We start from the raw sequence: 22510 nt of genomic DNA, 5'->3' as shown, positions 1-22510 counted from the left end.
TCCTGTCGTTGCAGATAAAAAGAACGTGGCTAGTCATCTGCTTGATTCATCGAGTGAGACTGAGTCCCTTGTTCTTTTCCATCAATAAGGCCGGCGAGCATGCACAATGCTTCCAGCAGGAAAAAACTGCTCCAGGGCGACTCCACCAGTTCGCATCCGGCGGGGCTGGTGCGGTAACAGGCCCCCTTGAATGCGCCTGCGAGAGGCGCGATCCCGCTATCGCGACGGACAAAGTAGGAGCTGCGCACCAGGGCGGCGATCTGTTGCGCTGCATAAGTCCGCCAGCGGTCGCCATCCTCCAGCCGCTCGGAGAGCGTCAATATCGCCACCGCAGCGATTAACGCGGCGGAAGGGTCGGAAAGGCTGTCACTACGCTCCGGCCTGTCGGCGGGAAACGGCGTGCGGCGGGAGCGCCGCCAGTACACGCAGGCGGCTCTGGCGTAATCGAGATAGGGCGAGCCCCAGCGAATGGCGGCATGGCTCAGTCCCAACATCGCCCAGGCTTGCCCACGGGACCAGCCGCCGGGACGGTCCAGCGCTTGCAAAATAGATTGTTGTGGCTCTTGTTGCTGAGTGGATTGCGCTTCCGCGCTGCAGGCGCCGCTGGCGGTGAAACAGGCGGCGATCAGGGCGTCGGTATGGGCGCGGGCGACTTTGTCCAGGGCTTCGTCGTCGTTCACTTGCAGTAGCTGAATCGTCGCCGCCAAAGCGTCCACGGACAGGCGTTGGCGGCCGTCCGCGCCGCCGCCCATGTCGCAACCCAATGGTATGTAACCAAGCTCTGAGTCAAAGCTGGACACAACAGCGGCGGCGGCTTGGGAAGCGAGGCGTTGCGCTTCCGGGTCATGAAACCAGCGTCCACAGAGAGCAGGTCCGTACCAGAAAATCATGCTGCGATTGAGCGTGTCCGCCTGCAGTTTGTCTGAGAGCGCGGAGCATAAAGCCAGTGCTTTGTCGCGGTCGTCGGCGGATTTTGAAACAAGCGCCCGCAGCCCCCAGCAACCGGCCCAAAAGCCGCCCATCCAGGAGCCGCCGGAAGACACTTTCCAGCGTGCGCCATCAGGGCTGAACAGGGGGAATCCAGCGCCGCATTGTGCGTCTATGACGTCCAGGCGTCGCATCAGCAAACCAATGGCTTTGGTGATTTCCTGTTGGGAGAGCGCCGCTGCGTCCCAGCGGGGAGATTGCAACTCGCTCATGGGGCGCTCCTGCGTCGCAACAGGGCTAATCCCAACGCAGCGGCGGAACCGGCCAGAGCGACCAGGGACAGAACGCTCCAGGCGCCGTTGAAGCCGAATGATGAACCGGAGACCGCGCCAAACAAGGGCGCGCCCGCCGCGAAACCGCCGAAGAACGCGGCGGACAGGAGGCCGGACGCCGTCGCCGGCGCGCCGAAAACGCGGTCTCTAAGCAGCATGCCCATCGCCACCGCATTGGTGGCCACGGCGGTGAGTCCCACTATCAGCACGCCAACCCATAACGGCCAGTGGCTTTCTGACGAGGCCTGTTGGGTAATCCACAGCGCCAACGCGGTGAGGGCCATTAATCCCAGCAGCATCCAGGATTCATCCTTGAGTTTGGTTGACAGAGGCGTCAGCGTGAGACGCGACGTGAGGCCCATCACGCCAAAGACGGCCACCATCATGCCTGCGTCATGCTGACTGACGCCCTGTTGAGTGGCGAAGATCGGTAGAAAGGTCACAAAAGCGGACAGGGTCACACCAGCGCACCCTTGCACCGCCATCAGATTGAGCAGCAGCGCTCCCGGACGCGCAGGCAGCCAGGAGCGACGCGATTCGGCAGGCGGCGCTGGCGGCGCCAGAGCGGGAGCGGTGAACGCCAATAACAGCGCTACCGGGATGATCGTCGCCATGGCGGCGCGCCACCCGAACGGAACAGCGATCAGCGGCAGCAATCCGCCGGCAATCAGAGCGCCAAGCTGCACTCCGGATTGCTTCAGCCCAACGGCGAACGCTTTGCGCGGCGGAGCGATTTGTTGAGCGATCAATAAATTGGTGACGGGATTCGACAACGCCTGGGCGACGCCACATACCGCCACGGCGGCGATAATGCCTGCAAAGCCGGGCAGGGTGATCATCAGAGCATAGGCCAGCGCCACGCTCACAAACAACAGGAGCAAACCGCGCCGCGCGCCCAGGCGCTCCACCAGCGGACCGGCCGCCAGAGACAGCATCGCCGCCACGCCGAAAGCGCTCATGGTGACGTACCCGAGCCAGCCGGCCTCAATGCCCAGGTCGGCGATCAGCAGCGGGCCCAGCGCGCCGATGGTATACAGGATCAGCATCGGCAGTGTCATGGATAACAGCAATACGGCATGCAGGCTCAAGCTGTGTAAAGTCGATTGGCGTAGCGGCGGCGCGATGGCGTTCATGACGGCATTGTCTCCCGCTCAGCCAGGGCGTCCTGTGGCGCGGGTTGCTCTGCATCGGCGCCATAGCCCTCCAGAATCCGCCGCCCCACAGTATTGATCAGCACTTCGTCGGCGCCGTCCAGAATACGGGTGGCGCGGGCGTAGCGAAAAATGTTGGAGAGTGGCGTCGCATCGCACAGGCCTTCTGCGCCGAACACCTGAATAGCGCTGTCCGCCGCCTGATTGAGCGCGTGGGACGCGGCGATCTTCGCCATGTTGACCTCCATGTCGCCGTCCAGGCCCGCGTCCAGTTTGGCGGCGGCTAATTGCAGTTGCCCGCGTGCGCTGACGATGCCTTGGTGAGTGAGAAACGCCAAGCGTCGAATAAGCTGCTTGTCCGGCAACCGGGCCAGGCGACCGCGTTCGCTGTTGACGCGTTCGCCGAGCAGGTCCAGGCAGCGTTGCGCCAACCCGATCCAATGGGCGGCGTTAATGGAGCGGCCCAGGCATAGCCGCTGTTTCATCAACGCCATGCCCCCGTGCAGTTCACCCAACAGATGGTCTTGAGGAATCCAGACATTGTCGAACAGCAGCTCGTGCTGGCCGTTGCGGCGGCCCAGGATGTCCAGATCGCGCAGGATGCTGAAGCCGGGCGCGTCCGTGGGCATGACCAGCATGGATAAAGCCTGTTGCGGCGGCGCGTCCGCCTGGGTGCGCGCCACTACGGTGATAAAGTCCGCACGACGGGCGCGGGAAATAAACCATTTGCGGCCGTCAAGGCGCCAGCCGTCTCCCTCGCGCTGCGCCTGTAAGTTAATGGTGGCGGGAATGGAGCCGATGCTGTCCGGTTCCGACATGCCATAGGCGGACACCGCGTCGCCCGCCGCTAACGGTTGCAGGAAGCGAGAGGCGATGGCGTCGCTTCCATGCATTGCGAGCATGCGCGCATCCAATGCGGCGCGCCCTCCGAAGATCTCCGGCCCGAACTCAGAACGTCCTTCCTGTTCCGCGATGGGCAGATACTCGCTTAACGTGGCGACTTCGCCTCCCAGTGCGGCGGGATAATACAGCCCCCACAGACCTTGGGCGCGGGCCTCCGCGGTCAACGCGGATTGCAGCGCCAGCGCAGCGTCATCGTCTTTGGCGAGTCTGGCTTCATTGGGAATCACCCGCTCATTGACGAAGGCGCGGATGCGTTGCGTCAGCGCGCTATGTGACGTACTGGTGGTGGGAGCGTTGTCGTGCATGATCATGTGTGCGGCCATTCCTGTGGCTAAACTGCGCAAGCGCTGCGTTCCAGAAAAGCGACTTCAGCGGTGAGCCGCTTCTTGTCGACCTTGCCCGCCGGAGTGAGCGGAAAGTGGCGTATGAAACGCAGATACTCTGGCAGCTTGTTCACTTCCAATCCCTGATCCCGTAGAAAGCTGGTGACTTCGGCAAGGGAAGGGCGATCGGCTCCGCTGCGCATGCTTAGACACAGGCACACGCGCTGTCCCAGATCAGGATCAGGAACCGGCACGCAGGCGGCGCTGATCACGTCTGGAAAACAGGTGGCCAGATTCTCGATCTGCACCGTGCTGATGTTGGCGCCGCCGCGCACGATCACGTCTTTCTTGCGGCCGGAGAGGCGCAAATAGCCGTCCTGATCCAGCAAGCCCAGATCGCCGGTATACACCCAGCCTTCAGGGTCACGATATCGGGCGTCCAGCTCCGGGGCATTGACGTATTGCATGGGGCTGATCGGGCCGCGGGCGAGAATTTCGCCGATTTCGCCGGGGCGGACTTCCTTGCCGGCGTCGTCGACGATGCGAATCTCGCAAACGTCCGGGTTGGGGCGACCGACGCTGCGGAACACCACATCCAGCGCTTCATCAAGCGTGTTGTGACAGTTCACGCCATCCGCGGAGCCATACAGGCTGATAAAGCCGCAACCGAAGGCGTCCACGCAGCGTTGGATGCTGGCGGGATCAATCACAGAGCCGCCGCTGACAATGGCGACCAGACTGGACTTGTCGATGTCCGCCAGCAGGGGCTCGGCGGCCATGCGCTGAATCATGGTGGGGACGCCGAGAATGTGGGTGGGGCGTAGCGTTTCAATCGCGCGGATAGCTTCCTCCGCATCGAAACGGGGCAACACCGCAAGGGAACCGCCCAGCCAGGACAGCACGCCAAAGGTGGCGGTGGAGCCGAAAGACGAACCTAGCGGCACCAGATACATGCCGCGAAAACTGGCTCCGTCAGGATGCAGACGCTGCAGAAAACGGCCGCGACCGCCTAACAGCGCATTGTGGGAATATGCCACCAGCTTGGGTTCGGATTCGGTGCCGGAAGACACCAGCAGGCGCACTGGCGAGTCCGGGTCGACATGAGGCAGGCGCTGCAGCGCTATCGGTTTCGCCTGAAAACACTGTTCCAGGCTGATCCAGCCCCCTGGCGCCTGATCGCAGTCCGCAATCAGCCAGCGTAAGGACAAGGTGGTGGAGCGCAATGACTCGATCAGCTCGCACATGTCCACACCGCCGTATTCCGGCGTCGCAATGATGGCGCGAGCGTCACAGCGCTTCAGCAGGGACTGGATATCCAGACGGCCCCGCCCCGGTGGAAAGGGGGCGACTACCGCTCCTATCGCCGCAGCGGCCAGATCTACCGCGCAACAGCGCCAACTGTTGGGCAGTTGATAGGCGATCACATCGCCGGCGACGATGCCCATCTCCTGAAAAGCCGTCGCCAACCGCAAGGCCTTATCCAGCAGCTCGCCATAGGTGATCTCGGAATCCGGCGAGAGCACTGCTGTCTTGGTCGGCGACTGTTCCGCATACATCTGAAACATTTGGAATACGGTGCGGTTTGGATACAGGCCCTGCGTCGCCCAATGCTTACGCAGCGCCGCTGGAACCAGATCGATGATGCCTGAGTGGTTCATTGAAACCTCCATGGTGAATTCACTCGAACATAGATGTCCTTGTTGAGAGTGGGCGCCAAACGCGGGTCGCGGCTGAGGTCCGTCAGGTCTTCGACCACTACAGCGGCGGGAACGCCGCCCATTTCAAACAACGCCGCCCACTCTTGCGCTTTGCGATGAAGAAGAACACGCTGCAGATGCTCTTGATTCAGGTTGTCGTGTGAGCCGCCTGTCTGATATTCAGACGCAGCATCGACAATGGCGCGGGTGAGCCTGGAAAAGGCGCGCTCATCCAGACAGTCCAGAGCAAGCAACCCCTGTGCGGTGGCGTAGACGCCATTCAATGAAGCCCATACAGGAGAGCTCTGCCCCCCGTCCAGGACATGACTTTGATACCCCGGCTGCTGCAACAGGGCGCCAAGCTCGTCTGCGCATAACAAGGTGGCGGCGCCCAGCAGGGAGGTATCTACTCTGACCGAGCGAGCGCGACCCAATCCGCGAGCCAGCAGCGCGGCAGTGACGCCTTGAGCGGCGACGGCGCCGCCCAATACGTCCAAAACAGTAAACAATGCGCCCCCCGGCAGCCCCGACGCCGCGGCGATTTTTGCGGCGACGCCGGAGTAAGCCTGGGCCATGAAATCAGTGCCGGGCAGGTCATGCTCCGCGTTCTCTCCCCAGCCTCCCGCATAGGCGTAAACGAGGTCAGGATTCACTAGTCTCATATCATCGTAATCCAGTCCCATCTCCGCGGCTTTGCCGGGGGCCCAGTTATGCAGGAAGACATCCGCCTGCCGGATCAACGCCATGACCTCTGCTTTGCCGACGGCGGATTTGATGTCGATTTCTCGTACGTTCTTGCCTCGATTCAGGGCGTCAAAACGGGCGGAAACCTCTTCCGCCATGGGCGGCATGCCACGCAAAGGGTCGCCGCCGGGCGGTTCGATGCGAATCACTTCGGCGCCGAGCAGAGAGAGCAAGCGCCCCGCCAATGGCCCCTGAATGCGGCGACAGGATTCGACGACGGTTAAGCCCGCCAGAGGCAAGTGCGAGGATGAATTACAAGGCTTCAGCGGCGCGGCCTGGGATAGGTCGCCATCACACTGGAAGCGCCAGGGCCCATCGCGCCACATGTCCATTGCGTCCCCGTCCTGCACGCGGTCCTGGAGTGTGCGCACTCTGCAAATGGCGACGCCGGTTTGTCGGGCGAGGTTTTCTATCTGCGCAAACGGCAGCGCGGCGAGCGCCTCGCAGAGTACGGCGGGAACCGGGGAGATGGCTTTGGCGTAGCGCAGCAAGAATCCGCTCCAGCCTTTGCCGGCGCTGGCGGCGTCGACGCCCACCTGGGACCAGAAATCACGCCAGGGCGCCGCGTCCAGGGTTTCCAGTTCAAACACCACGCCGTCGGCGGAGGTGAAGGGCGGACGTTCCTGCACATTGGCTGCGCCGGGCAATAAGCGCTCCGGCATTTCTGGAGCGGTGGCTCCGGCCAGATATTGCGCGACGCTGAGCAAGGCGCTTGAGGTCAGGCTGGTATGGGTTGTGCGCATCGGCGCGCCGCGGAGACGACCGATCGCGGCGGCCATTACGCCTTGCAGGGAAAGCACGGCGGTGAGGGTGGAGACATAATCCACTCCCAAGGGCTGCGCGCCGCCGCTGGAACGCCCGTGTACGGACATTAACCCTGTCGCCGCCTGGGCTAAAGTTTCTGATATGGGACGCTCCACGGCGTCCGACCAGCCTTCCAATACGCAATCGACCGCGACGTGATCCGTCACGTGCAACGCGAATGCGGCGCCGGATTCCGTATCGACATTCTCCCAGGCGACGCCGAGGGCATTGGCTTGATATCGCAACGACGCATACAGCGGCGCCAGGGCCGGCGTCGGGTTGCGTAACGTTCCACTGAGGTAGCAGTCTTCCAGTAACAGGGTCATGGCGGTTATCCCAGCCTGTCGCCGCACCCGCCGGCCACTGCTGGCAGGATGGTGATGGCGTCGCCAGTTTGCACGGATGTATCCAGGTTATCGGCGAAGCGAATGTCGTCATCGTTCACGTAGATATTGAGAAAACGATGCACCTTGCCGTCCGCCATCAGTCGCTCTTTGACGCCCGGGTACTGTATCTCCATGTTTTCGATCACTTCCCGCACATTCGCGCCATCACCGTCAATGCGCTTCTGATCGTTGGTCAGCGGACGCAGAACGGTTGGAATATGGATGGTGATGGACATGGGAACTCCTGTTTTCAGCAAGGGGTAAAGATTTTTCGCCGGCGTATTGTTCGACGACGCGAATGGTTTCTTCCACCACGGCACCGTTGACGATGCGGAAGCTGCGAATGCCGCCCCCGTACGCGGGGTCGGTGGGGATAATGACGTAATGGGCGTGCGGTTCCGCGGCGCAAAGTATGTCGTCTTTGCTGGGATAGGCGCGCGAGTGGGTATGTGAGTGATAGATGACTACCGGCTCTTCGCCGTTGGCGTCCATTTCCCGCCAGACCTGCAGTTGCTCGCGGGCGTCGAACATGAACATATCCTCTGACGCCGCTACATTGCGCATGGGAATGAGGCGCATGGGACGCTCCGCGCGCTCCCGGCCGGCGATAACGCCGCAGGTTTCCATAGGGTGATCTGTCTGCGCCTGTTGGATCATGGCGTCTACGAGTTCGGAAAGAATTGTCAGCATGTCTGGTTTCCTCCCTGATCAGTAGCTGGGCAATGAAGGGTCGACATCTCGAATCCAGGCGAGAATGCCGCCGTCGAGGTGGTGGACATTGTCAAAACCTTGTTCGCGCAGAGACTGCAACGCCCGTTGCGAACGTACGCCGGATTTGCAGTGCAGCACGATGGGCGAACTCTTGTTCAGCGTGACCAGAACCTCCTCTTCGAGAATGCGGCTTTGCGGGATATGGCGGGCGCCGGCAATGCGCACGATGTCCCACTCTGTTGTTTCCCGTACGTCGATCAACTGGAAGACTTTGGCGTCGTCACGCCATTGTTTGAGTTCATGCGCGTCAATACTGGGAACTGAGGGAGCGCTGTCCTGCGTGGTTGTGGTCAGGCCGCAGGAAAACGCATAGTCCGCCAGTTCGGTAATCGGGGTGCGTTGCGGGTCGCGGCGCAGCTTGATGAAGCGGTAGTTCATCTCCAGAGCGTCATACACCGCCAGTCGACCCAGTAGCGACTCGCCCAGCCCGGTGATCAGCTTGACCGCTTCTGTGGCCATGATGGCGCCAATGGATGCGCACAGAATGCCCAGCACGCCGCCTTCGGAACAGGACGGCGCCAGATGGGGCGGAGGCGGCTCGGGGTAGAGGTCGCGGTAATTCAGGCCGGCGTCGCCGGGAGCATTTTCCCAAAACACCGAGGCCTGACCTTCAAAGCGGTAAATGGAGCCCCAGACATAAGGCTTGCCGGTAAGTACGCAGGCGTCGTTGACCAGATAGCGGGTGGCGAAATTGTCGGTTCCATCGACTATCAGGTCGTATTCAGCGAAAGTCGACAGCGCGTTGTCCGCATCCAGTCGTTCGCTATGCAGGCGCACTGCAACATGAGGGTTTATTTCGCGAATAGCGTCTCTGGCGCTTTCGCCCTTGGGGCGTCCGAGGTCGGAAACGCCGTGGATGATCTGACGTTGCAGATTGGATTCGTCAACCACATCAAATTCCACAACACCCAGGGTTCCAATGCCTGCGGCGGCGAGATACAGCAAAACCGGAGAGCCTAACCCTCCGGCGCCTACCGCCAGCACTTTGGCGTTCTTCAAGCGTTTCTGCCCATCCAGTCCGACATCCGGCAGCAGCAGATGACGGCTATAGCGGGCGATTTCCTCCGCGGACAACTCCGCAGCGGGTTCTACGAGGGGGGGAAGCTTCATCGACATATGTCCTTCTATCGATTGATGCGATTTCTAGTTATTAGTTCGGTTATATCACCGGATGCAGCCGGATCAGATTACGAGGACCGTAATCGACAGAGGGAAGGCGGAGAGAAAACAAAACTCTCAAAGCAGTCGCCGACATCGATGCGTGACGAACAACAGCTAAAGCGCGATCCATGCCGTTAATTTCTAATGTTTTTTGTAAGGTCCAACACCGCTTATTTTTATATGCGGAGGGGCTAGCGGGGGCAATGCGGCAGTTTGTCGCACCCAATTTGGCTAAGTCTCTGAATGTTGGAAAATGTTCGGGCTCTGAAAGTCTGATATTCCCCGCAGGGCGGGCTCTGTGGTTAAATAGCCGCGCGCTGGCTCAGGCGCTGTTTTTTTAAAGGATTTTCGACAATTTCACCCATGAATACGCATTGTTCAAGAATTACTGCATCAATACTGTTTTGTTTGCTTTCCGGCCAATCCCTGGCGGAATGGCAGTGCTCAGAAAAGGACTATGAAACTCTAAAAAATACGGAATGCTTTACCGACTCCCATACCGGTTTTGCCGGGACCGTTCCTGATCATGTCGAAGCCTATCGTTGTTTGCTAAGCCAAGTGGATGCTCAAGAGCAGCTTATCAAGCTACAGTTGGAGGGCTCCAAGCCCGCGCAGCTGTACGCGATGATCGCCTTGCGTGAATTGGTTCCGGGATATTATCAACAAAAGGCCGAACAGTATCTTTCCGATAATGCAAACATTGAAACGATGGAAGGCTGCATCGGTGGAAATGCCGCCGTCTCGGTGCTATTCAAGCAGATCGACAGTGGCGAGCGCGTTCTGAAACAGTACATTGAGCGCTAACTGCCGATTTCAGTTGGTAGTAACTCAGAGAGAAAGATTTACCCATATATTTGCAGGGAACTTATTTGAATAGCTCCAAAACCGTTCTGACAAAGACGTATAAACCATGCCAGGCGATGGCTGTATTGCTTACTTTATTCATCCTCGCGGGCTGCAAGGAACTGGAGTATCTGAGGGCTGAAAAAGTCGCCTACCAAGTGCAGGATTACCAGGCGGACAAACGTTCTAAAGAGGACATGGATATTCTGTTGAAACGTCTGAACGCCGTGCTCCCGAGTAAACTGTCATCAGTCCAGTTCAAGGACGTGCAAGGCAAGGGCGTGATTGAATTTTCGCGGGGCGCCCCTGACGCCGAACTGGTCGCATTTCTAAGCCGGCATCCCGGCGAACTCGTATTCAGGGGAACTGAGCCGGATGATATCTGGTATAGCGATAAAGACGTCGTGGAGTCGGCTGCTGTTCTCGCAGGCGACAGACTTGCCGTTGAAGTTGTGTTCTCGGATGAATCCTACGGAAAAGCCTCACCAAGGATTAATCAAAGTATCGGACGCTACGCCTACACCATGCTGGATGATGAAATACTTCATAAAGCCATGGTGCAAACGGAACTGGGTAAAAAATTCCTCCTGACCAGCGCCAGCGATACGGAAGCCCAAGCCCTGGCCGTTATGCTTGACAGTGGCCGCATGAGCAGTGGGTATGTGTTGGTAAAACTGTAAGCAGCTTTGACTGAGAATAGACTGCAGGGTTGGTCTATTCTCCCTATCGCCTCGCATAAAGCCCGGCCCTGATAATTCCTGTCCATCCCTTCCTCTTCACCCCTTTCTGCTGGTTTCATCCACCGATAATCAATGCGCAACTAACGCTGTATTGAGGCTCCAAGCTAGGGTTTTCACCGGGTAGTCACACCGTAAAAACTACGTTAATTTCATTCGGTAATCGAACTCTCTATTGAATAATTCACCGCATATTTCGATACGGAAATGCTTGGAGTGACGATGCCTGCAAAAACGTCCACGCCTTTATTTGTAAAAATTATCAAGCTGAGCCTGTTGCTGATATCCGCTGTATTGGCTTATTTTCCGATAAAGAATAGTGAAGAGTTTAGATATTTCTTTGCGCCTAAAGTGGTATACGAAGTAAAAGGCTATCAAGGTGATGGCAATGGCCCTGAGGATATGGAAATCCTCACAAGAAGAGTCAGCCGCCTTGGTCCTGGCTTATTTTCCCGCGCTGACTTTATGCAAAATGACGGGAAGGCGTTCATCGTGCTAACTAGAGGCGCTGCTAACGCCAGACTTGTCGAATTCGTCAGTCAACATCCAGGCAATTTTGTGATGCGAGGGGAGGCCCCTGAAGACATCTGGTATACCAATACGGATATAGTTGAATCAACGGCGGTTTCACCCCGCGGAGACGATATTGCAGTATCAATCACCGTTACGGATGAGGCCTATGCAAAGTCAGGGAAGAAGGTAAACGATAACGTTGGCGGCTATAGTTACGTGACCTTGGACGGAACTGTTATAAGTAAGGCGAAACTTCAAACTAAGCTCGGTAAAAGTATTATGCTGGCGGGCTACGACAATAGTGATGCAACTGGGTTGGTCGCTATTTTAAATGGCGATGTGATGAGCCGGGCGTATACGTTGGTTAAAATGTAGAGACTGTATTGATCACGCAAAGGCAAATCGCACTATGTGGCTATAAAATAGCCAGGCCCGATAGAACCGCTATATGCGTTGATCAATCCCTCTATCATTAACTTCGACAGCACAATCAAATGTAGATGTCATCGGTCCATATTTATGCGGAATATATATGGAAAATTGCTCCATTCTCACTTCAGCGTTTAAGGTGACTGCTTCGTTTAACCAATAGGCGATACGTTCATATTCAACTTGCCTGTCTGGAGAGGAAATCTCCACAATGTCCCATAACTCCTCACAGTCGTCTTTGCGTAACCCAATGAAAGTAATAATTCCAGTGATCGAAGTCTTGGGAATCTCGTTATTGGAGTATGCGCTCCACCACATTTGGGAGCCGACCTTTCCATACTTTTCTATGTAGTCAGGTGCGTAACGGGCGAGTTCTGTGTTGACGTCGTTAGCCCATGTCAGGGGCTGGTCTTTTAGGTTGAATATAACTGGCACTACAATAACCATTCTTTTTGAGCTTGCGTGTTTAGCGCGAGGAATAGTAACTGAATCATGAAAAGGCGCACAAGAAATGCAATGGATTGGCCCTCTCTTCACCAATGCGGCAGGTTGGAAAGCTTATGTCTCCTTTTTGGAAGGGAAGTGGTATATCAGGCATGACGGTCCGTTAGAGATTGGGAAGGGGAAGTCGGGCTTAATGTTGTTGCCTATTCTTGAGAAAGAGTATGGCGAGTGCTATCAGCATCATATGAGCAACTGGGCAGATGATGCATCGGACTGGTTGTGGGATATCGAACTGACGCTCGCGGAGGCGGAGTTGTTATTCGCTGCGTCTCAAAGCAGGCAGTTCAGGCAAAAAACCAGGCATAGGTTGAGGCGGCGGGTAAACGCCTGGACCACTCAACATGGATTTTGTTTTGTGCGTGAGAAGTTATGAGAGGCGCGGCGTCTGTTTCTGGAGACGCCGCCGAAACTGAATTAGCCTACCTGATAGCGGCCGGGTTTATGGTTGACTGTCAGTAGCAGGTTCAGCGCCACGGCGCCAAGCACTGAGTAAATCAGAACCATAGGGGTGACGATGAAGCAGGACGCCAGAACGATAATGCAGTCCACCATCATCTGAAACTTTCCGGCGCGCATGATATTGCGTTTTTGCAGGTAGAGCGCGAGGATGCCGACGCCGCCCAGGCTGGATTTGTGGCGGAACAATATCAGCATGCCCATGCCGATCAGAAAGCCGCCGAAAACCGCTGCGAACCAGGGCTCTATCGATTCAATAGAGACGACATCTCCGGTGTGATCCACAACCAGCGAAACAATGGCGACGGAAATAAACGTATTGAGGCAGAAACGCCAGCCCATCTGTTTGAACGCCAGCCAATAGAAGGGCAGGTTAAGCAGGAAGAAAATCTTACCGAAGCTGATATGCAGCACATGCGTCAACAACAACGCCAACCCCGCCGTACCGCCTGTCAGCAAGCCGGCTCCGTTGAACAGAAATACGCCGAACGCCACAAATGCCGTGCCGCTGATCAGCGCAAACAGATCTTCAGGAAGTGAGTGCGATTGTAGGGTAAGGGAACTATTAGTCATCGTGAATCCGTCAGAAGGGGAAAATACAGCCTGGAAGTCACCCAGCGCGGCGATTTTAACGATGCGAAAGATAAAAGTCGCGGATCTTACAAAAAATAACGGGATATTTTAGGGATTTTTACAGAAAAATTGATTTGAAGGTGTATTATCTGCGCCTGCTTGTATTTTGTTCAGAAAGCTCCAAATAATGAAAGATGTAAATCCTTATTCCTCTCCTGGCACGCCCCTCGTTGAGGAAAACCGAAGTCCCTCAAAACAATATTTAAATCCTTGGTTTTCCATGTGGCTGCAGCCTAGGGCGACTATCCAGCAAATTATTGACGATGACCCGGTTCACCTTGTGATAGGGCTTACCTGCATGGCCTCGGTATTAGCGAGGATAAGAGGCGCCAGCATGTACCATATGGGCGAATATATGGGACTAATGTCTCTACTTGGCGTATGCATAGTAGTGGGCTGCGTTTTAGGTGTGATTTGGCTATATATCGGCGCTCCATTTATTCAATGGGTTGGTAAATGGTTTGGCGGGCGCGGCTCTCAGGATGAAATCCGTGCGGCGATAGCCTGGAGTTGTATACCGGCTCTATGGGGATCGCTGCTTATAATGCTCGAAATGATGCTTTATGGGAGAGAAATGTTCCTTGGGGCCGAAGCCAGGGACTATAACTTGGTGGATCTTAACGTACGTGCAGCATTTTCAGTGGCGCACGGAGTTATTGGTATATGGGGTTACGTAGCGTTTACCAAAGCGCTCGCGCAGGTGCAGGGTTATAGCGCATGGAAGGCGATAGGAAATATGGCGATAGTTCTCTTAGTATGCTCACCCCCTGCAATTGCTGTTGGATACTACCTTGGGTCGATCGCTCATCAATTTAATTGAAGAAAGGAATTGCTGACGAAATACCCTTCGGCTATTGGACCGGTACACGCAAAGACTTACATCCTTTCAACGGATTGTAACGTAGCCGCCGCACACTAGGCGGCTCCCTCTCGGGAGTTTAAACACTACGTTATGCTATGAAAGGATTTCTGCAATGTTAAAAACAAAAGTATTGGCTTTGGCCGCTTCCTGCATGGTTTCCACTCTTTCTTTGAATCAGATCGCCAGCGCGAATGATCGCGTCGCCCAGGTGGATGTGGCGCAAATGGCGGCGGCGGAGAGAAGTTTCTATTATCCGCAGCGCATGAATCAGTACGGCCGCACTGATTACATCTTTATCGACGCCACCAACGGAACCCAGTTCTGTAAAGAAGAAGGCTACAACAACTCGGTTGGCGGCTCTATCCTCTGTGGCGAGGACGAGAGTTCCTACATCACTTTCGACTGGTACCAGCAGCAGTGGGTATCTAAGAGCACTGGCAGTAAAAATCAGTGCTATCCCTTGTATAGAACTATCACCTGCCGTTAACGGCGACGCAGTCTAAATCGGATTGGAAAAAGGGTGGGACAGGCTTTCACCCTTTTTTCGCCATGCCGCTCGTTCGTTGAGGACTCATCCCTTCCTGTCTACGTATTCGCCCTTTCGGAACCAGTCCGCGAAACTGACGGGCGCCATTGTGCAAAAATACGCCAGTTGAGCTATAACTGAATCAAGGCAGCTTCGCTGCCTGCATGGACGTAAAGGAAGGAGGGAATCGTGCCGTCACCGGAAATATTCGCTGCGCTCGGCGCGGCGTTGATTGGATTTTCCATCGCTCTTTGGGCTTTCCGAACCTATCGCGGAGATGTGAAGCTAGCCCAGCCCAGCTATATCCTGCTTGATCAGGACACCACGTCCCAAGGTAAACGCATCAGCGAAGTGCGTTTGCGGACGGCTTTATTCAGCGCATCCAAACGCGGGGTAGTGATCGACTACCTGACCCTGTGGCTGCGCCGGGGCGAAGAAGAAGCCAACTTCAGCATCTGGGCCTACCTTAACAAGCAATGCCTGCGGGAAAGCGGCGGCCTGCTGGCGCCTAAGGAAGGCGTTGTTCTTGAGCATCACTTCCTGACCGAAACGGAAGGACCCGAATTCGAGTTCAAGTCAGGGCCCTACGAGATGGTGATACTCGCCAAACCCGCTGGCTCCCTGCGATTACAAAAACTCAGCAGCCTTTATTTCGTGATCAATGACTATCAGGCCCAGCAAATGCGTAAATCCGCTATGGGCTTATGCCTGAGGTGGGACCCCAAGCATCGCTGTTATCAATCCGATATAGAATCCAACCTCAAGCCCAGTGTGACGCCATTGGTGGAGGAACACGCCGGAGGACATTGAGTTTCTCGCTTTACGCAGGGAAACTTCAATTAATCTAATAACTTGGAGTTCAGTAATTATCAGGCTATCCTTCATTAACAGTCGTTAATGTCGAGGAGTAGCTTATGGGGCGGGCCCCAACTTATAACGTTGTAAGCAGCGGGGAAATTAATGCGGGCTTTGACGCTCAGCAAGTGGCGAACAGTTGTGCGAAGTTATTCAAGACCACTCCAGAAAAAGCCCAGGCGCTGCTTAGTAAGAAACTCGTTTTAAAGAAGGGTCTGGACCTGGAAACGGCCCGTGCTTACGTACGCAAGTTGGATAGCATCGGTATGGCGGCGACGGTGCAGGAGGTGAAACCGGAGCCCACGTTGAAAGCGCATACACTGTCTCTGGAGCCGACGGAGGAAGAACTCCGGGCGAAAGAAGAAGCGGTCGCCAAGCCCTCTGACGATCGTGTTACTTGCCCGAAATGTAACCTGGAGCAACCTAAAGCGGAGCAATGCGCCGGCTGTGGCGTATACATGCACAAAGTCGCCCCTGTGCAGGAATCTTCCGACGCGGCGCCAACACCGGCAACGCGACCCGGCGGCAATATTCGCAACTCCAGCGCCAAACCCGGCAAAGAAGACGAAGTCACCTACGCGACTGACGATGTGGAAGCGCTCAACCTCAAAGCCATCGGCGCCGCTGCAGGCGCTGCGTTAATCGGCGCTGTGTTGTGGAAAGTGATCGCTATGTCCACGGGGTACGAGTTCAGTCTGATCGCCTGGGGGATCGGCGGGGCCGTCGGCTTCGCCGCACTGGCCATGGGAGGACGAGGCATATCCACTGGAATCGCTTGTGGCGCTCTGGCCTTTCTCGCCATCATGGGCGGTAAGTACATGGTTATCCAGAGTATTCAGGAAAACTGGTTTGAAATTCTGGCGGATTCGGGGGAAATAAACATGCAGGACTTTCGCCCGGTCTATGACTCGGTTATTCAGGCCGCGCACAGCTATCAAACCGATGTGACCGATGACGACTCGCTACGCAATTTCATGGTTGAGTACGGCTACACCGAGGCCAGCGAGCCCAGCGAAGTGGTGCAATTTGAAATTGACGATTTCAAACGGGAGTTCGAACCGGAATTGCGCAAAGTGGCCCTGGAGAACCCTTCGTTTGAGCAGTGGGTGCAAGCGACATTCAGTCAGGAGTTCCAGGAGTACTCCACTTTTCAGCTGATGCGAGAAGATTTCGGTCTTCTGGATATGCTGTTTTTATTCCTGGGAGTGGGCACGGCGTTTCAAATGGGAAGTGGTTTAAGGCGTCACTGATCTGCGTGGCGCCTCGCGCTGATTTGCCTTTCTTCCCTTTTTCTTCTTTTTCTCGTCGCTTGCCCAGTGACGCCATCCGGCAGCCTGTCTTTTCCCCGGTATTCCCTGAACAGGCTGTCAGTTGCGCCATTCCTCGCATGTCTCTCAATACAGTCTAAGCTGTAAAGGGGGAGATGCGATCAAAGCGAACATTTGGGTATCTGCCTGTGTTCGTAGGGATTGCCAGACAATGTCTGGTTTTAAGGGAGGGGCTTTCATGGCGTCCGCCAGACTTTCGGATTCATCACTGTTAAGCATGCGAACCTTGCTGGCGGTTACGCTTGCTTTCTGTACGCTGGCGATTCCTTTCTATTATCTGGCGTATTTCTACCAACTCGACCAGGAACATCACAACTACGACCTCAGGCTGGCGGAGCAGGTGGAGCTGAGATCGGAAGCCATACAGAGCTGGCTGGACCTTTATCGTCGCGACGTGCGTTTCCTGTCCAACACGCCTCCTGTTCAAGGCATCATCCGCGCTATTAATAATAATGGCCTCGATCCCCAAGAAGGGAACTCCCTGGATGTTTGGAAAAGGCGTTTGCAGATCATTTTTTCCGAATTTATGAAAGAAAATCCCCGGTTTGCACAAGTACGCTATATCGGCGTGGCGGATAGGGGACGGGAGTTGGTGCGTGTGGATCGCACGCCGGAAGGCGTGGTCGCTGTGTCGGAGCCGGAATTGCAAAGCAAAGAGGAGCGAGACTATTTCCAGGAAACGCTCAAACTGAGCGCAGGAGAGACCCATGTTTCCGACATCACCCTGAATCGGGAGCAGGATAACCAACTGGAGACGCCGCACCGGCCAGTGATTCGGGTTTCTGTGCCTATCTATGTGCAAGACGAATTATTCGGCATGGTGGTGATCAACGTAGAGTTCGCTGAAATCTTTACGGAACTGGTCACCGATCTTTCGCCGGAATACACCACTTATTTGCTCAACAGCGATGGCGACTTTCTGGTGCATCCTGACCGCAGAAAAGTCTTTGGATTTGATATCGGCAAACGTCACCGCTGGACTGACTATTTCACTACCTCGGACGAATATGGCGCCTATGAGCACATGAAAGTCTTCAAGGGACCGAAAGGTCTGATTCATGCTGTCATGGTTAATGTTCCTCTGGACAAAAATAACCCGTCCCGACACCTGACGCTGGTGAAGTCAGTCAGCGATGAGTTCCTGAGCGCGCATGCGTCGCAAACCGGCAGAGTGGCGATTGGAGCGGTGTTGATAGTGGTGGCGATTTTAGGCGTGGTGCTTTATCTGTTTATGTTGAACCTGCGCCGCCGCATGCAGATCAGTCAGGAGCAGGCGCGGCTTGCGGCGATTGTCGATGGCTCCACCGACGCCATTATCAGTAAGTCGCTGGAAGGGGTTGTAACGAGCTGGAACCGCGCGGCGGAAGAAATGTTTGGCTATACAGCGGAGGAGGCGGTGGGACGCACCATGGCGTCGCTGATTATGCCAGAGGCGCGTCTGTCGGAGGAAGAATACATCCTGCAGCGTTTGCGTCGGGGTGATCCGGTGAGTCATTTCGACACCACCCGTAAACGACGCGATGGCAGCGAGTTTGATGTGTCCATTACCGTATCGCCAGTGCGCGGCGCCAACGGCGCGGTAACGGGGGCCGCCACCACTATCCGTGATATCACGGCGCAAAAAACGATTGAAAAACAGGTGATTGAGCTGAACTCGAATCTTGAGCTGCAGGTCAGGGAACGCACGGGAGAACTTAAAAAGGCTAAAGATGTGGCCGAGGCGGCGAGCATGGCGAAGTCTGAATTCGTCGCCAATATGAGCCATGAAATCCGCACGCCGATGAATGCGATTCTGGGTATGTTGCAACTGCTGCAACGCACGGTGTTGACCAACCGTCAACATGACTATGCGGATAAACTTGACGCCGCCGCCCGTACCTTGCTGAGCATCCTCAACGATATACTCGACTTCTCCAAAGTGGAGGCGGGCAAGCTTAGTCTGGATATGCATCCCTTCAATATCGATCAGGTGTTTCGCGAAGTGGGCGTCATTATGTCCGCCAATCTGGGGGGTAAACCGGTCGAGCTGCTGTTCGATATCGACCCTGACATACCCTACGACATGCTGGGGGACGGTCTTAGGCTGAAGCAGATCCTCATCAACTTGGTCGGCAACGCAGTCAAATTCACGGATTCCGGTGAGATCGTACTGTCCGCCAAATTGTTACAGCGCAAAGACCGTGAGTTGGAGATTTTCTTCAGCGTGCGGGACACCGGTATCGGTATTTCGCCTGAGAATCTGCAAAACATCTTTGACGGCTTTTCTCAGGCGGAAGCTTCCACGTCACGTCGTTTTGGCGGCACCGGGCTGGGGCTGGCTATCTGTCGCAGACTGGTGAATCTGATGAAAGGTCAGATGAGTGTGGAGAGCACGCCGGGCGTCGGCAGTACTTTCAAGTTCACTGTCAAAATGGGCGAGGTGGGAGAAACCCAGGAACTTCGGCGCACCATTCCAAACTTGCACAAGCTCAATGTGTTGGTGGTGGATGATAACGACACCGCCAGAGAAATCGTCGCCGGTATGGCGCAAGGGTTTGGCTGGCGCACGGATCTGGCGGCGTCGGGAGCGGAAGCGGTCGCCTATCTGGAAGCCAGTCGCGACAGCGCGCGCCCCTACGACGTGATATTCGTCGACTATTTGATGCCGGAAGAAACTGGTCTGGAGGTCTGCCGTAAAGTCCGCTCCATGGACTTCGGCGATGTCCGGCCTATCCTGGTGATGATGTCCGCCCAGGGACGGGAAATACTGGAGCGCCACAGCCAGAGCGGCGACGAGGCCATGCTCGACAGCTTTATCGTCAAACCCATAACGGCCTCCGTATTACTGGATTCAGTGGCGGACGCACGCGCTGCGGGACGAAAAGGCTCTTCAACTTCTTACCATTGGCGCAGCTCCGGTCAGATGCTGAAAGGGCTGAAACTGTTGGTGGTGGAGGATAATCCGACCAATCAGCAGGTCGCCCAAGAGCTTTTGAACAGCGAAGGCGCGCAGGTGGAAATCGCCTGCAATGGGGCGGAGTGCCTGGAGATGGTCAAGCGGACGCAACCGGGCTATGACCTGGTGTTGATGGATATTCAGATGCCGGTGATGGATGGTTATTGCGCCACAAGAGAAATACGCAATCGCTTGGGGCTGGCGGATTTACCCATTGTCGCCATGACCGCCAACGCTATGTCTTCGGATAGGAATGCCTGTTTGTCCGTGGGCATGAACGATCACATCAGCAAGCCCTTTGAACTGGGGCAATTGGTGGAAGTGATCCTCAAGCAGAGCGGACTGGAAAGCCGGTTGCAAAAAGTCGCGTCGCTGCATACGACGACGTCTTTGTTTACAGAAGAAGAATTGCAATTCGCCAATAGCCTGCAGATTGACGTCGCTTCCGCTCTGGCTCGTTTTGGCGGCAGCCTGAGCACCTACCGAACGGCTTTGTCTGGTTATAAGACGGAAGTGCTGACCTTACTGGATGCATGGGACGCTTACTTCACGTCAGAGGGCGAGTCCGAGCATGCGGCGAATGTCCTGCATACCCTGAAAGGTCTGGCTGGCTCCATCGGTTCGGGGGGGCACATGAATATTATCCAGGATGTGGAGTCGGCTCTGCGTCATCACGAACTGGATGAAAATCTGTTGGCGGCGTTGCGGCGCGAGTTGGAGAGGACTCCGCAAATAGTGGTGGAGATTGACGGCCTGCTGGCGCCCAAGCAGGCGGCGACGGCTCCGCCGAAAGTCGATCAGCCCCAGGAGCGTGACCTGCGGAGTGAGTTCAAAGAACTGGCGGCGCTGGTGCGCGCCTCCAACATGGAGGCGATTTCTTTTTTTGAAAACCTCAAGAAGAAATATGCGACGGATTTGCCGGAAGCCGTTGACGAGCTGGAGGAGAGTATCAACCAGCTCGATTTCAGCACGGCGCTGACGTTGTGTAATGACATGTTGAAACAGCTGGAGTCGTCGGACTATATCGGAAACTGACATGCCAATGCAGATTGAGAAGAAACGGGCGCGTATTCTGGTGGTGGATGACCAGCCCATCAATATTCAAGCGATCTATCGATTATTCGCCGGCGAACATGACGTGTTTATGGCCACCAATGGCACGCAGGCCCTGGAGTTCTGCAGGAAAGACATTCCCGACCTGATCCTGCTGGACGTCATTATGCCGGACACCGATGGGCTGGAGGTGTGCCGCCAATTGAAGCTCTCCGCGGAAACCAAGGACATCCCTATCATTTTCGTCACCGCTCATAACACGCCGGAGGAGCAGGACGCCTGTTGGGACGCCGGCGGCGTTGACTTCATCACTAAACCGATCAACCCCTCCACCGTGCGCAACCGGGTGCGCGCCCACCTGACGCTTAAGTTTCAAGCGGATCTTTTGCGACAACTGGTGTTGCTGGATGGACTGACCGGCGTCGCCAACCGGCGCTTTTTTGATGAACGCCTGGAGCGAGAGTGGCGTCGCTGTAAACGCAACGGCCACCCATTGAGCCTGCTGATGCTGGATGTGGACTATTTTAAAAAGTTCAATGACCGCTATGGTCATATCGCCGGGGATGAATGCCTGAAGTTGGTGGCGGGTTGCATGAAACAGGTCCTGCAGCGCCCCGACGACCTTCCGGCCCGATACGGTGGCGAGGAGTTCGCCTGCATATTACCGGAAACCAAAGCCGCCGGCGCTTGTCAGTTGGGGCGTGAGCTAGAGGCTTCCATTCGAGCGCTGGGCATCGAACACCAGGCTTCGGAAATTGCCGATGTGGTGACCGTCAGCATTGGCGTAGCGGAGATTTATCCGATCCGGCATACCGAAGTTGTGGATTTGATCAAAGAGGCGGATCAACAGTTATATGCGGCGAAACAGGCGGGAAGAGGGCGCGTTCACTGTGCTGAAGAGGGCGCAGAGGAACAACGGATGGTCTAGGCGGGGGTACGAAATAATATAAGGGACGAAATGGCAAGGTGAGGCGCGAAAGTGAAGGATGAGATAAAGCCGAAACAAAGTACGCTGGATTACTCCAAGCTACTGCTGGCGGGCCAACAGGAAGGTGCACTGGGGAATCACGTGCGTGAACTGGTGTGCCAGGTGTTAGGCCGCGGCAAGCAACCGGTGGTGAATATTCGCAAGGCCATTGCAGACGAGAGCATGACGGAGGCGTTGCGCCTGGCGCACACGCTGCGGGGCTCTATGGGCACACTGGGCGCGGAGAAGGTGGCGGACAGCGCCGGCGAGCTGGAAGAAAGCATACGGGCTGACTCGAATACAGATAAAAGCCGCTTGTTGAACGCCCTGGAGCGTCGGATGGACGCCATGCTGAAAGAATTGACGGCGTGGTCGCAACAGTTTCCGCCGTCATCAGGCTGCCTGGCTAATGTCGAGCTGGATCTGGAAATGCTGCAGCGTTGGCGCGAGCTGCTGGAAAGTCGCAATATGGAAGCGCTGGACTACTTCGACCGTATTCGCTCCTCTTTGCAGACCCTGTGCGCCGCCGCTCAGTTTGAATCCATCCGCGAAAAAGTGGCCAATCTCCAGTTTGATGAAGTTCTGGAGGAACTCGACGAACTGATGCAGGAGAATGGCCATGCCTGAGATGGAAAACACAGCAAGTCTGGCCTGATAGCGCCCATGGAGA

General features: G+C 56.1%; 21 protein-coding genes. 11 read left to right on the top strand and 10 right to left on the bottom strand.

Annotated features, from left to right (window positions below):
• Nucleotides 1-29: 29 nt before the first annotated feature.
• Genes EUZ85_RS20155 through moeB form a run of 8 tightly spaced genes read right to left on the bottom strand, consistent with a single transcriptional unit; the run spans nucleotide 30 to nucleotide 9148 of the window.
• Nucleotides 30-1199 (bottom strand): glucuronyl hydrolase, encoded by a 1170-nt coding sequence (locus tag EUZ85_RS20155; protein WP_127971317.1) that lies wholly within the window; start codon nucleotides 1197-1199, stop codon nucleotides 30-32.
• Nucleotides 1196-2392 (bottom strand): MFS transporter, encoded by a 1197-nt coding sequence (locus EUZ85_RS20150; RefSeq protein ID WP_127971315.1) that lies wholly within the window; start codon nucleotides 2390-2392, stop codon nucleotides 1196-1198. Before EUZ85_RS20150 ends, EUZ85_RS20155 begins: the two co-directional genes overlap by 4 nt.
• A complete protein-coding gene (locus tag EUZ85_RS20145) occupies nucleotides 2389-3624 on the bottom strand; it encodes an acyl-CoA dehydrogenase family protein (RefSeq protein WP_127971313.1) in 1236 nt (411 codons plus the stop codon). The genes EUZ85_RS20150 and EUZ85_RS20145 overlap by 4 nt, the downstream gene beginning before the upstream one ends.
• 20 nt (nucleotides 3625-3644) lie before the next feature.
• Complete coding sequence (locus EUZ85_RS20140) at nucleotides 3645-5294, bottom strand: class I adenylate-forming enzyme family protein (RefSeq protein ID WP_127971311.1); 1650 nt, start codon at nucleotides 5292-5294, stop codon at nucleotides 3645-3647.
• Nucleotides 5291-7207 (bottom strand): CoA transferase, encoded by a 1917-nt coding sequence (locus tag EUZ85_RS20135; RefSeq protein WP_127971310.1) that lies wholly within the window; start codon nucleotides 7205-7207, stop codon nucleotides 5291-5293. Before EUZ85_RS20135 ends, EUZ85_RS20140 begins: the two co-directional genes overlap by 4 nt.
• Before the next feature lie 5 nt (nucleotides 7208-7212).
• Nucleotides 7213-7503: a MoaD/ThiS family protein gene (locus EUZ85_RS20130; RefSeq protein ID WP_127971308.1), complete on the bottom strand. Its 291-nt coding sequence runs from the start codon at nucleotides 7501-7503 to the stop codon at nucleotides 7213-7215.
• The gene (locus tag EUZ85_RS20125) at nucleotides 7439-7957 is read right to left on the bottom strand and encodes a Mov34/MPN/PAD-1 family protein (protein ID WP_127971306.1); all 519 of its coding nucleotides are present in this window, start codon (nucleotides 7955-7957) and stop codon (nucleotides 7439-7441) included. Before EUZ85_RS20125 ends, EUZ85_RS20130 begins: the two co-directional genes overlap by 65 nt.
• Before the next feature lie 18 nt (nucleotides 7958-7975).
• Nucleotides 7976-9148, bottom strand: a complete 1173-nt coding sequence (moeB, locus tag EUZ85_RS20120) for a molybdopterin-synthase adenylyltransferase MoeB (protein WP_127971304.1) — start codon at nucleotides 9146-9148, stop codon at nucleotides 7976-7978.
• A 414-nt stretch (nucleotides 9149-9562) separates the two neighbouring features.
• Here moeB and EUZ85_RS20115 point away from each other — a divergent pair, with 414 nt between their 5' ends.
• The 3 genes from EUZ85_RS20115 to EUZ85_RS20105 all read left to right on the top strand — a co-directional run bounded on the left by EUZ85_RS20115 (nucleotide 9563) and on the right by EUZ85_RS20105 (nucleotide 11667).
• Nucleotides 9563-10003 (top strand): hypothetical protein, encoded by a 441-nt coding sequence (locus tag EUZ85_RS20115; RefSeq protein ID WP_127971302.1) that lies wholly within the window; start codon nucleotides 9563-9565, stop codon nucleotides 10001-10003.
• A 65-nt stretch (nucleotides 10004-10068) separates the two neighbouring features.
• Nucleotides 10069-10722: a hypothetical protein gene (locus tag EUZ85_RS20110; protein WP_127971300.1), complete on the top strand. Its 654-nt coding sequence runs from the start codon at nucleotides 10069-10071 to the stop codon at nucleotides 10720-10722.
• A gap of 279 nt (nucleotides 10723-11001) precedes the next feature.
• On the top strand, nucleotides 11002-11667 hold the full coding sequence (locus EUZ85_RS20105) for a hypothetical protein (protein ID WP_127971298.1): 666 nt from the start codon (nucleotides 11002-11004) through the stop codon (nucleotides 11665-11667).
• 69 nt (nucleotides 11668-11736) lie between these two features.
• Here the strand turns inward: EUZ85_RS20105 and EUZ85_RS20100 are convergent, their stop codons facing one another.
• Nucleotides 11737-12168, bottom strand: coding sequence for a hypothetical protein (locus EUZ85_RS20100; protein ID WP_127971296.1), 432 nt, complete (start codon nucleotides 12166-12168; stop codon nucleotides 11737-11739).
• A gap of 64 nt (nucleotides 12169-12232) precedes the next feature.
• On the opposite strand from EUZ85_RS20100, the gene EUZ85_RS20095 reads away from it, so the two are divergent.
• Entirely contained in the window at nucleotides 12233-12598 is a 366-nt protein-coding gene (locus EUZ85_RS20095; protein WP_127971294.1) for a hypothetical protein, read from the top strand.
• Nucleotides 12599-12639: 41 nt separating this feature from the next.
• On the opposite strand, the gene EUZ85_RS20090 is transcribed toward EUZ85_RS20095, so the two are convergent.
• Nucleotides 12640-13254 carry a YitT family protein gene (locus EUZ85_RS20090; protein ID WP_127971292.1) on the bottom strand — a complete coding sequence of 205 codons (615 nt, stop codon included), beginning with the start codon at nucleotides 13252-13254 and terminating at the stop codon, nucleotides 12640-12642.
• A gap of 187 nt (nucleotides 13255-13441) precedes the next feature.
• Here EUZ85_RS20090 and EUZ85_RS20085 point away from each other — a divergent pair, with 187 nt between their 5' ends.
• From EUZ85_RS20085 to EUZ85_RS20055, 7 genes are all read left to right on the top strand, one after another.
• Nucleotides 13442-14134: a Yip1 family protein gene (locus EUZ85_RS20085; protein WP_127971290.1), complete on the top strand. Its 693-nt coding sequence runs from the start codon at nucleotides 13442-13444 to the stop codon at nucleotides 14132-14134.
• Between the two features lie 154 nt (nucleotides 14135-14288).
• Nucleotides 14289-14663 (top strand): hypothetical protein, encoded by a 375-nt coding sequence (locus tag EUZ85_RS20080; protein ID WP_127971288.1) that lies wholly within the window; start codon nucleotides 14289-14291, stop codon nucleotides 14661-14663.
• A gap of 228 nt (nucleotides 14664-14891) precedes the next feature.
• Nucleotides 14892-15512, top strand: a complete 621-nt coding sequence (locus EUZ85_RS20075; RefSeq protein WP_127971286.1) for a hypothetical protein — start codon at nucleotides 14892-14894, stop codon at nucleotides 15510-15512.
• 104 nt (nucleotides 15513-15616) lie between these two features.
• Entirely contained in the window at nucleotides 15617-16807 is a 1191-nt protein-coding gene (locus tag EUZ85_RS20070) for a hypothetical protein (protein ID WP_127971284.1), read from the top strand.
• Nucleotides 16808-17063: 256 nt separating this feature from the next.
• Nucleotides 17064-20855: a response regulator gene (locus EUZ85_RS20065; RefSeq protein ID WP_164887299.1), complete on the top strand. Its 3792-nt coding sequence runs from the start codon at nucleotides 17064-17066 to the stop codon at nucleotides 20853-20855.
• Nucleotide 20856: 1 nt separating this feature from the next.
• Entirely contained in the window at nucleotides 20857-21801 is a 945-nt protein-coding gene (locus EUZ85_RS20060; RefSeq protein ID WP_127971280.1) for a diguanylate cyclase, read from the top strand.
• A gap of 51 nt (nucleotides 21802-21852) precedes the next feature.
• Nucleotides 21853-22467 carry an Hpt domain-containing protein gene (locus EUZ85_RS20055; RefSeq protein WP_127971278.1) on the top strand — a complete coding sequence of 205 codons (615 nt, stop codon included), beginning with the start codon at nucleotides 21853-21855 and terminating at the stop codon, nucleotides 22465-22467.
• Nucleotides 22468-22510 lie beyond the last annotated feature (43 nt).

It is taken from the genome of Hahella sp. KA22, from assembly GCF_004135205.1.
GTDB lineage: Bacteria > Pseudomonadota > Gammaproteobacteria > Pseudomonadales > Oleiphilaceae > Hahella.
Note: the sequence above shows the minus strand (reverse complement) of the source record. Positions and strands in the feature narration are given on the sequence as shown.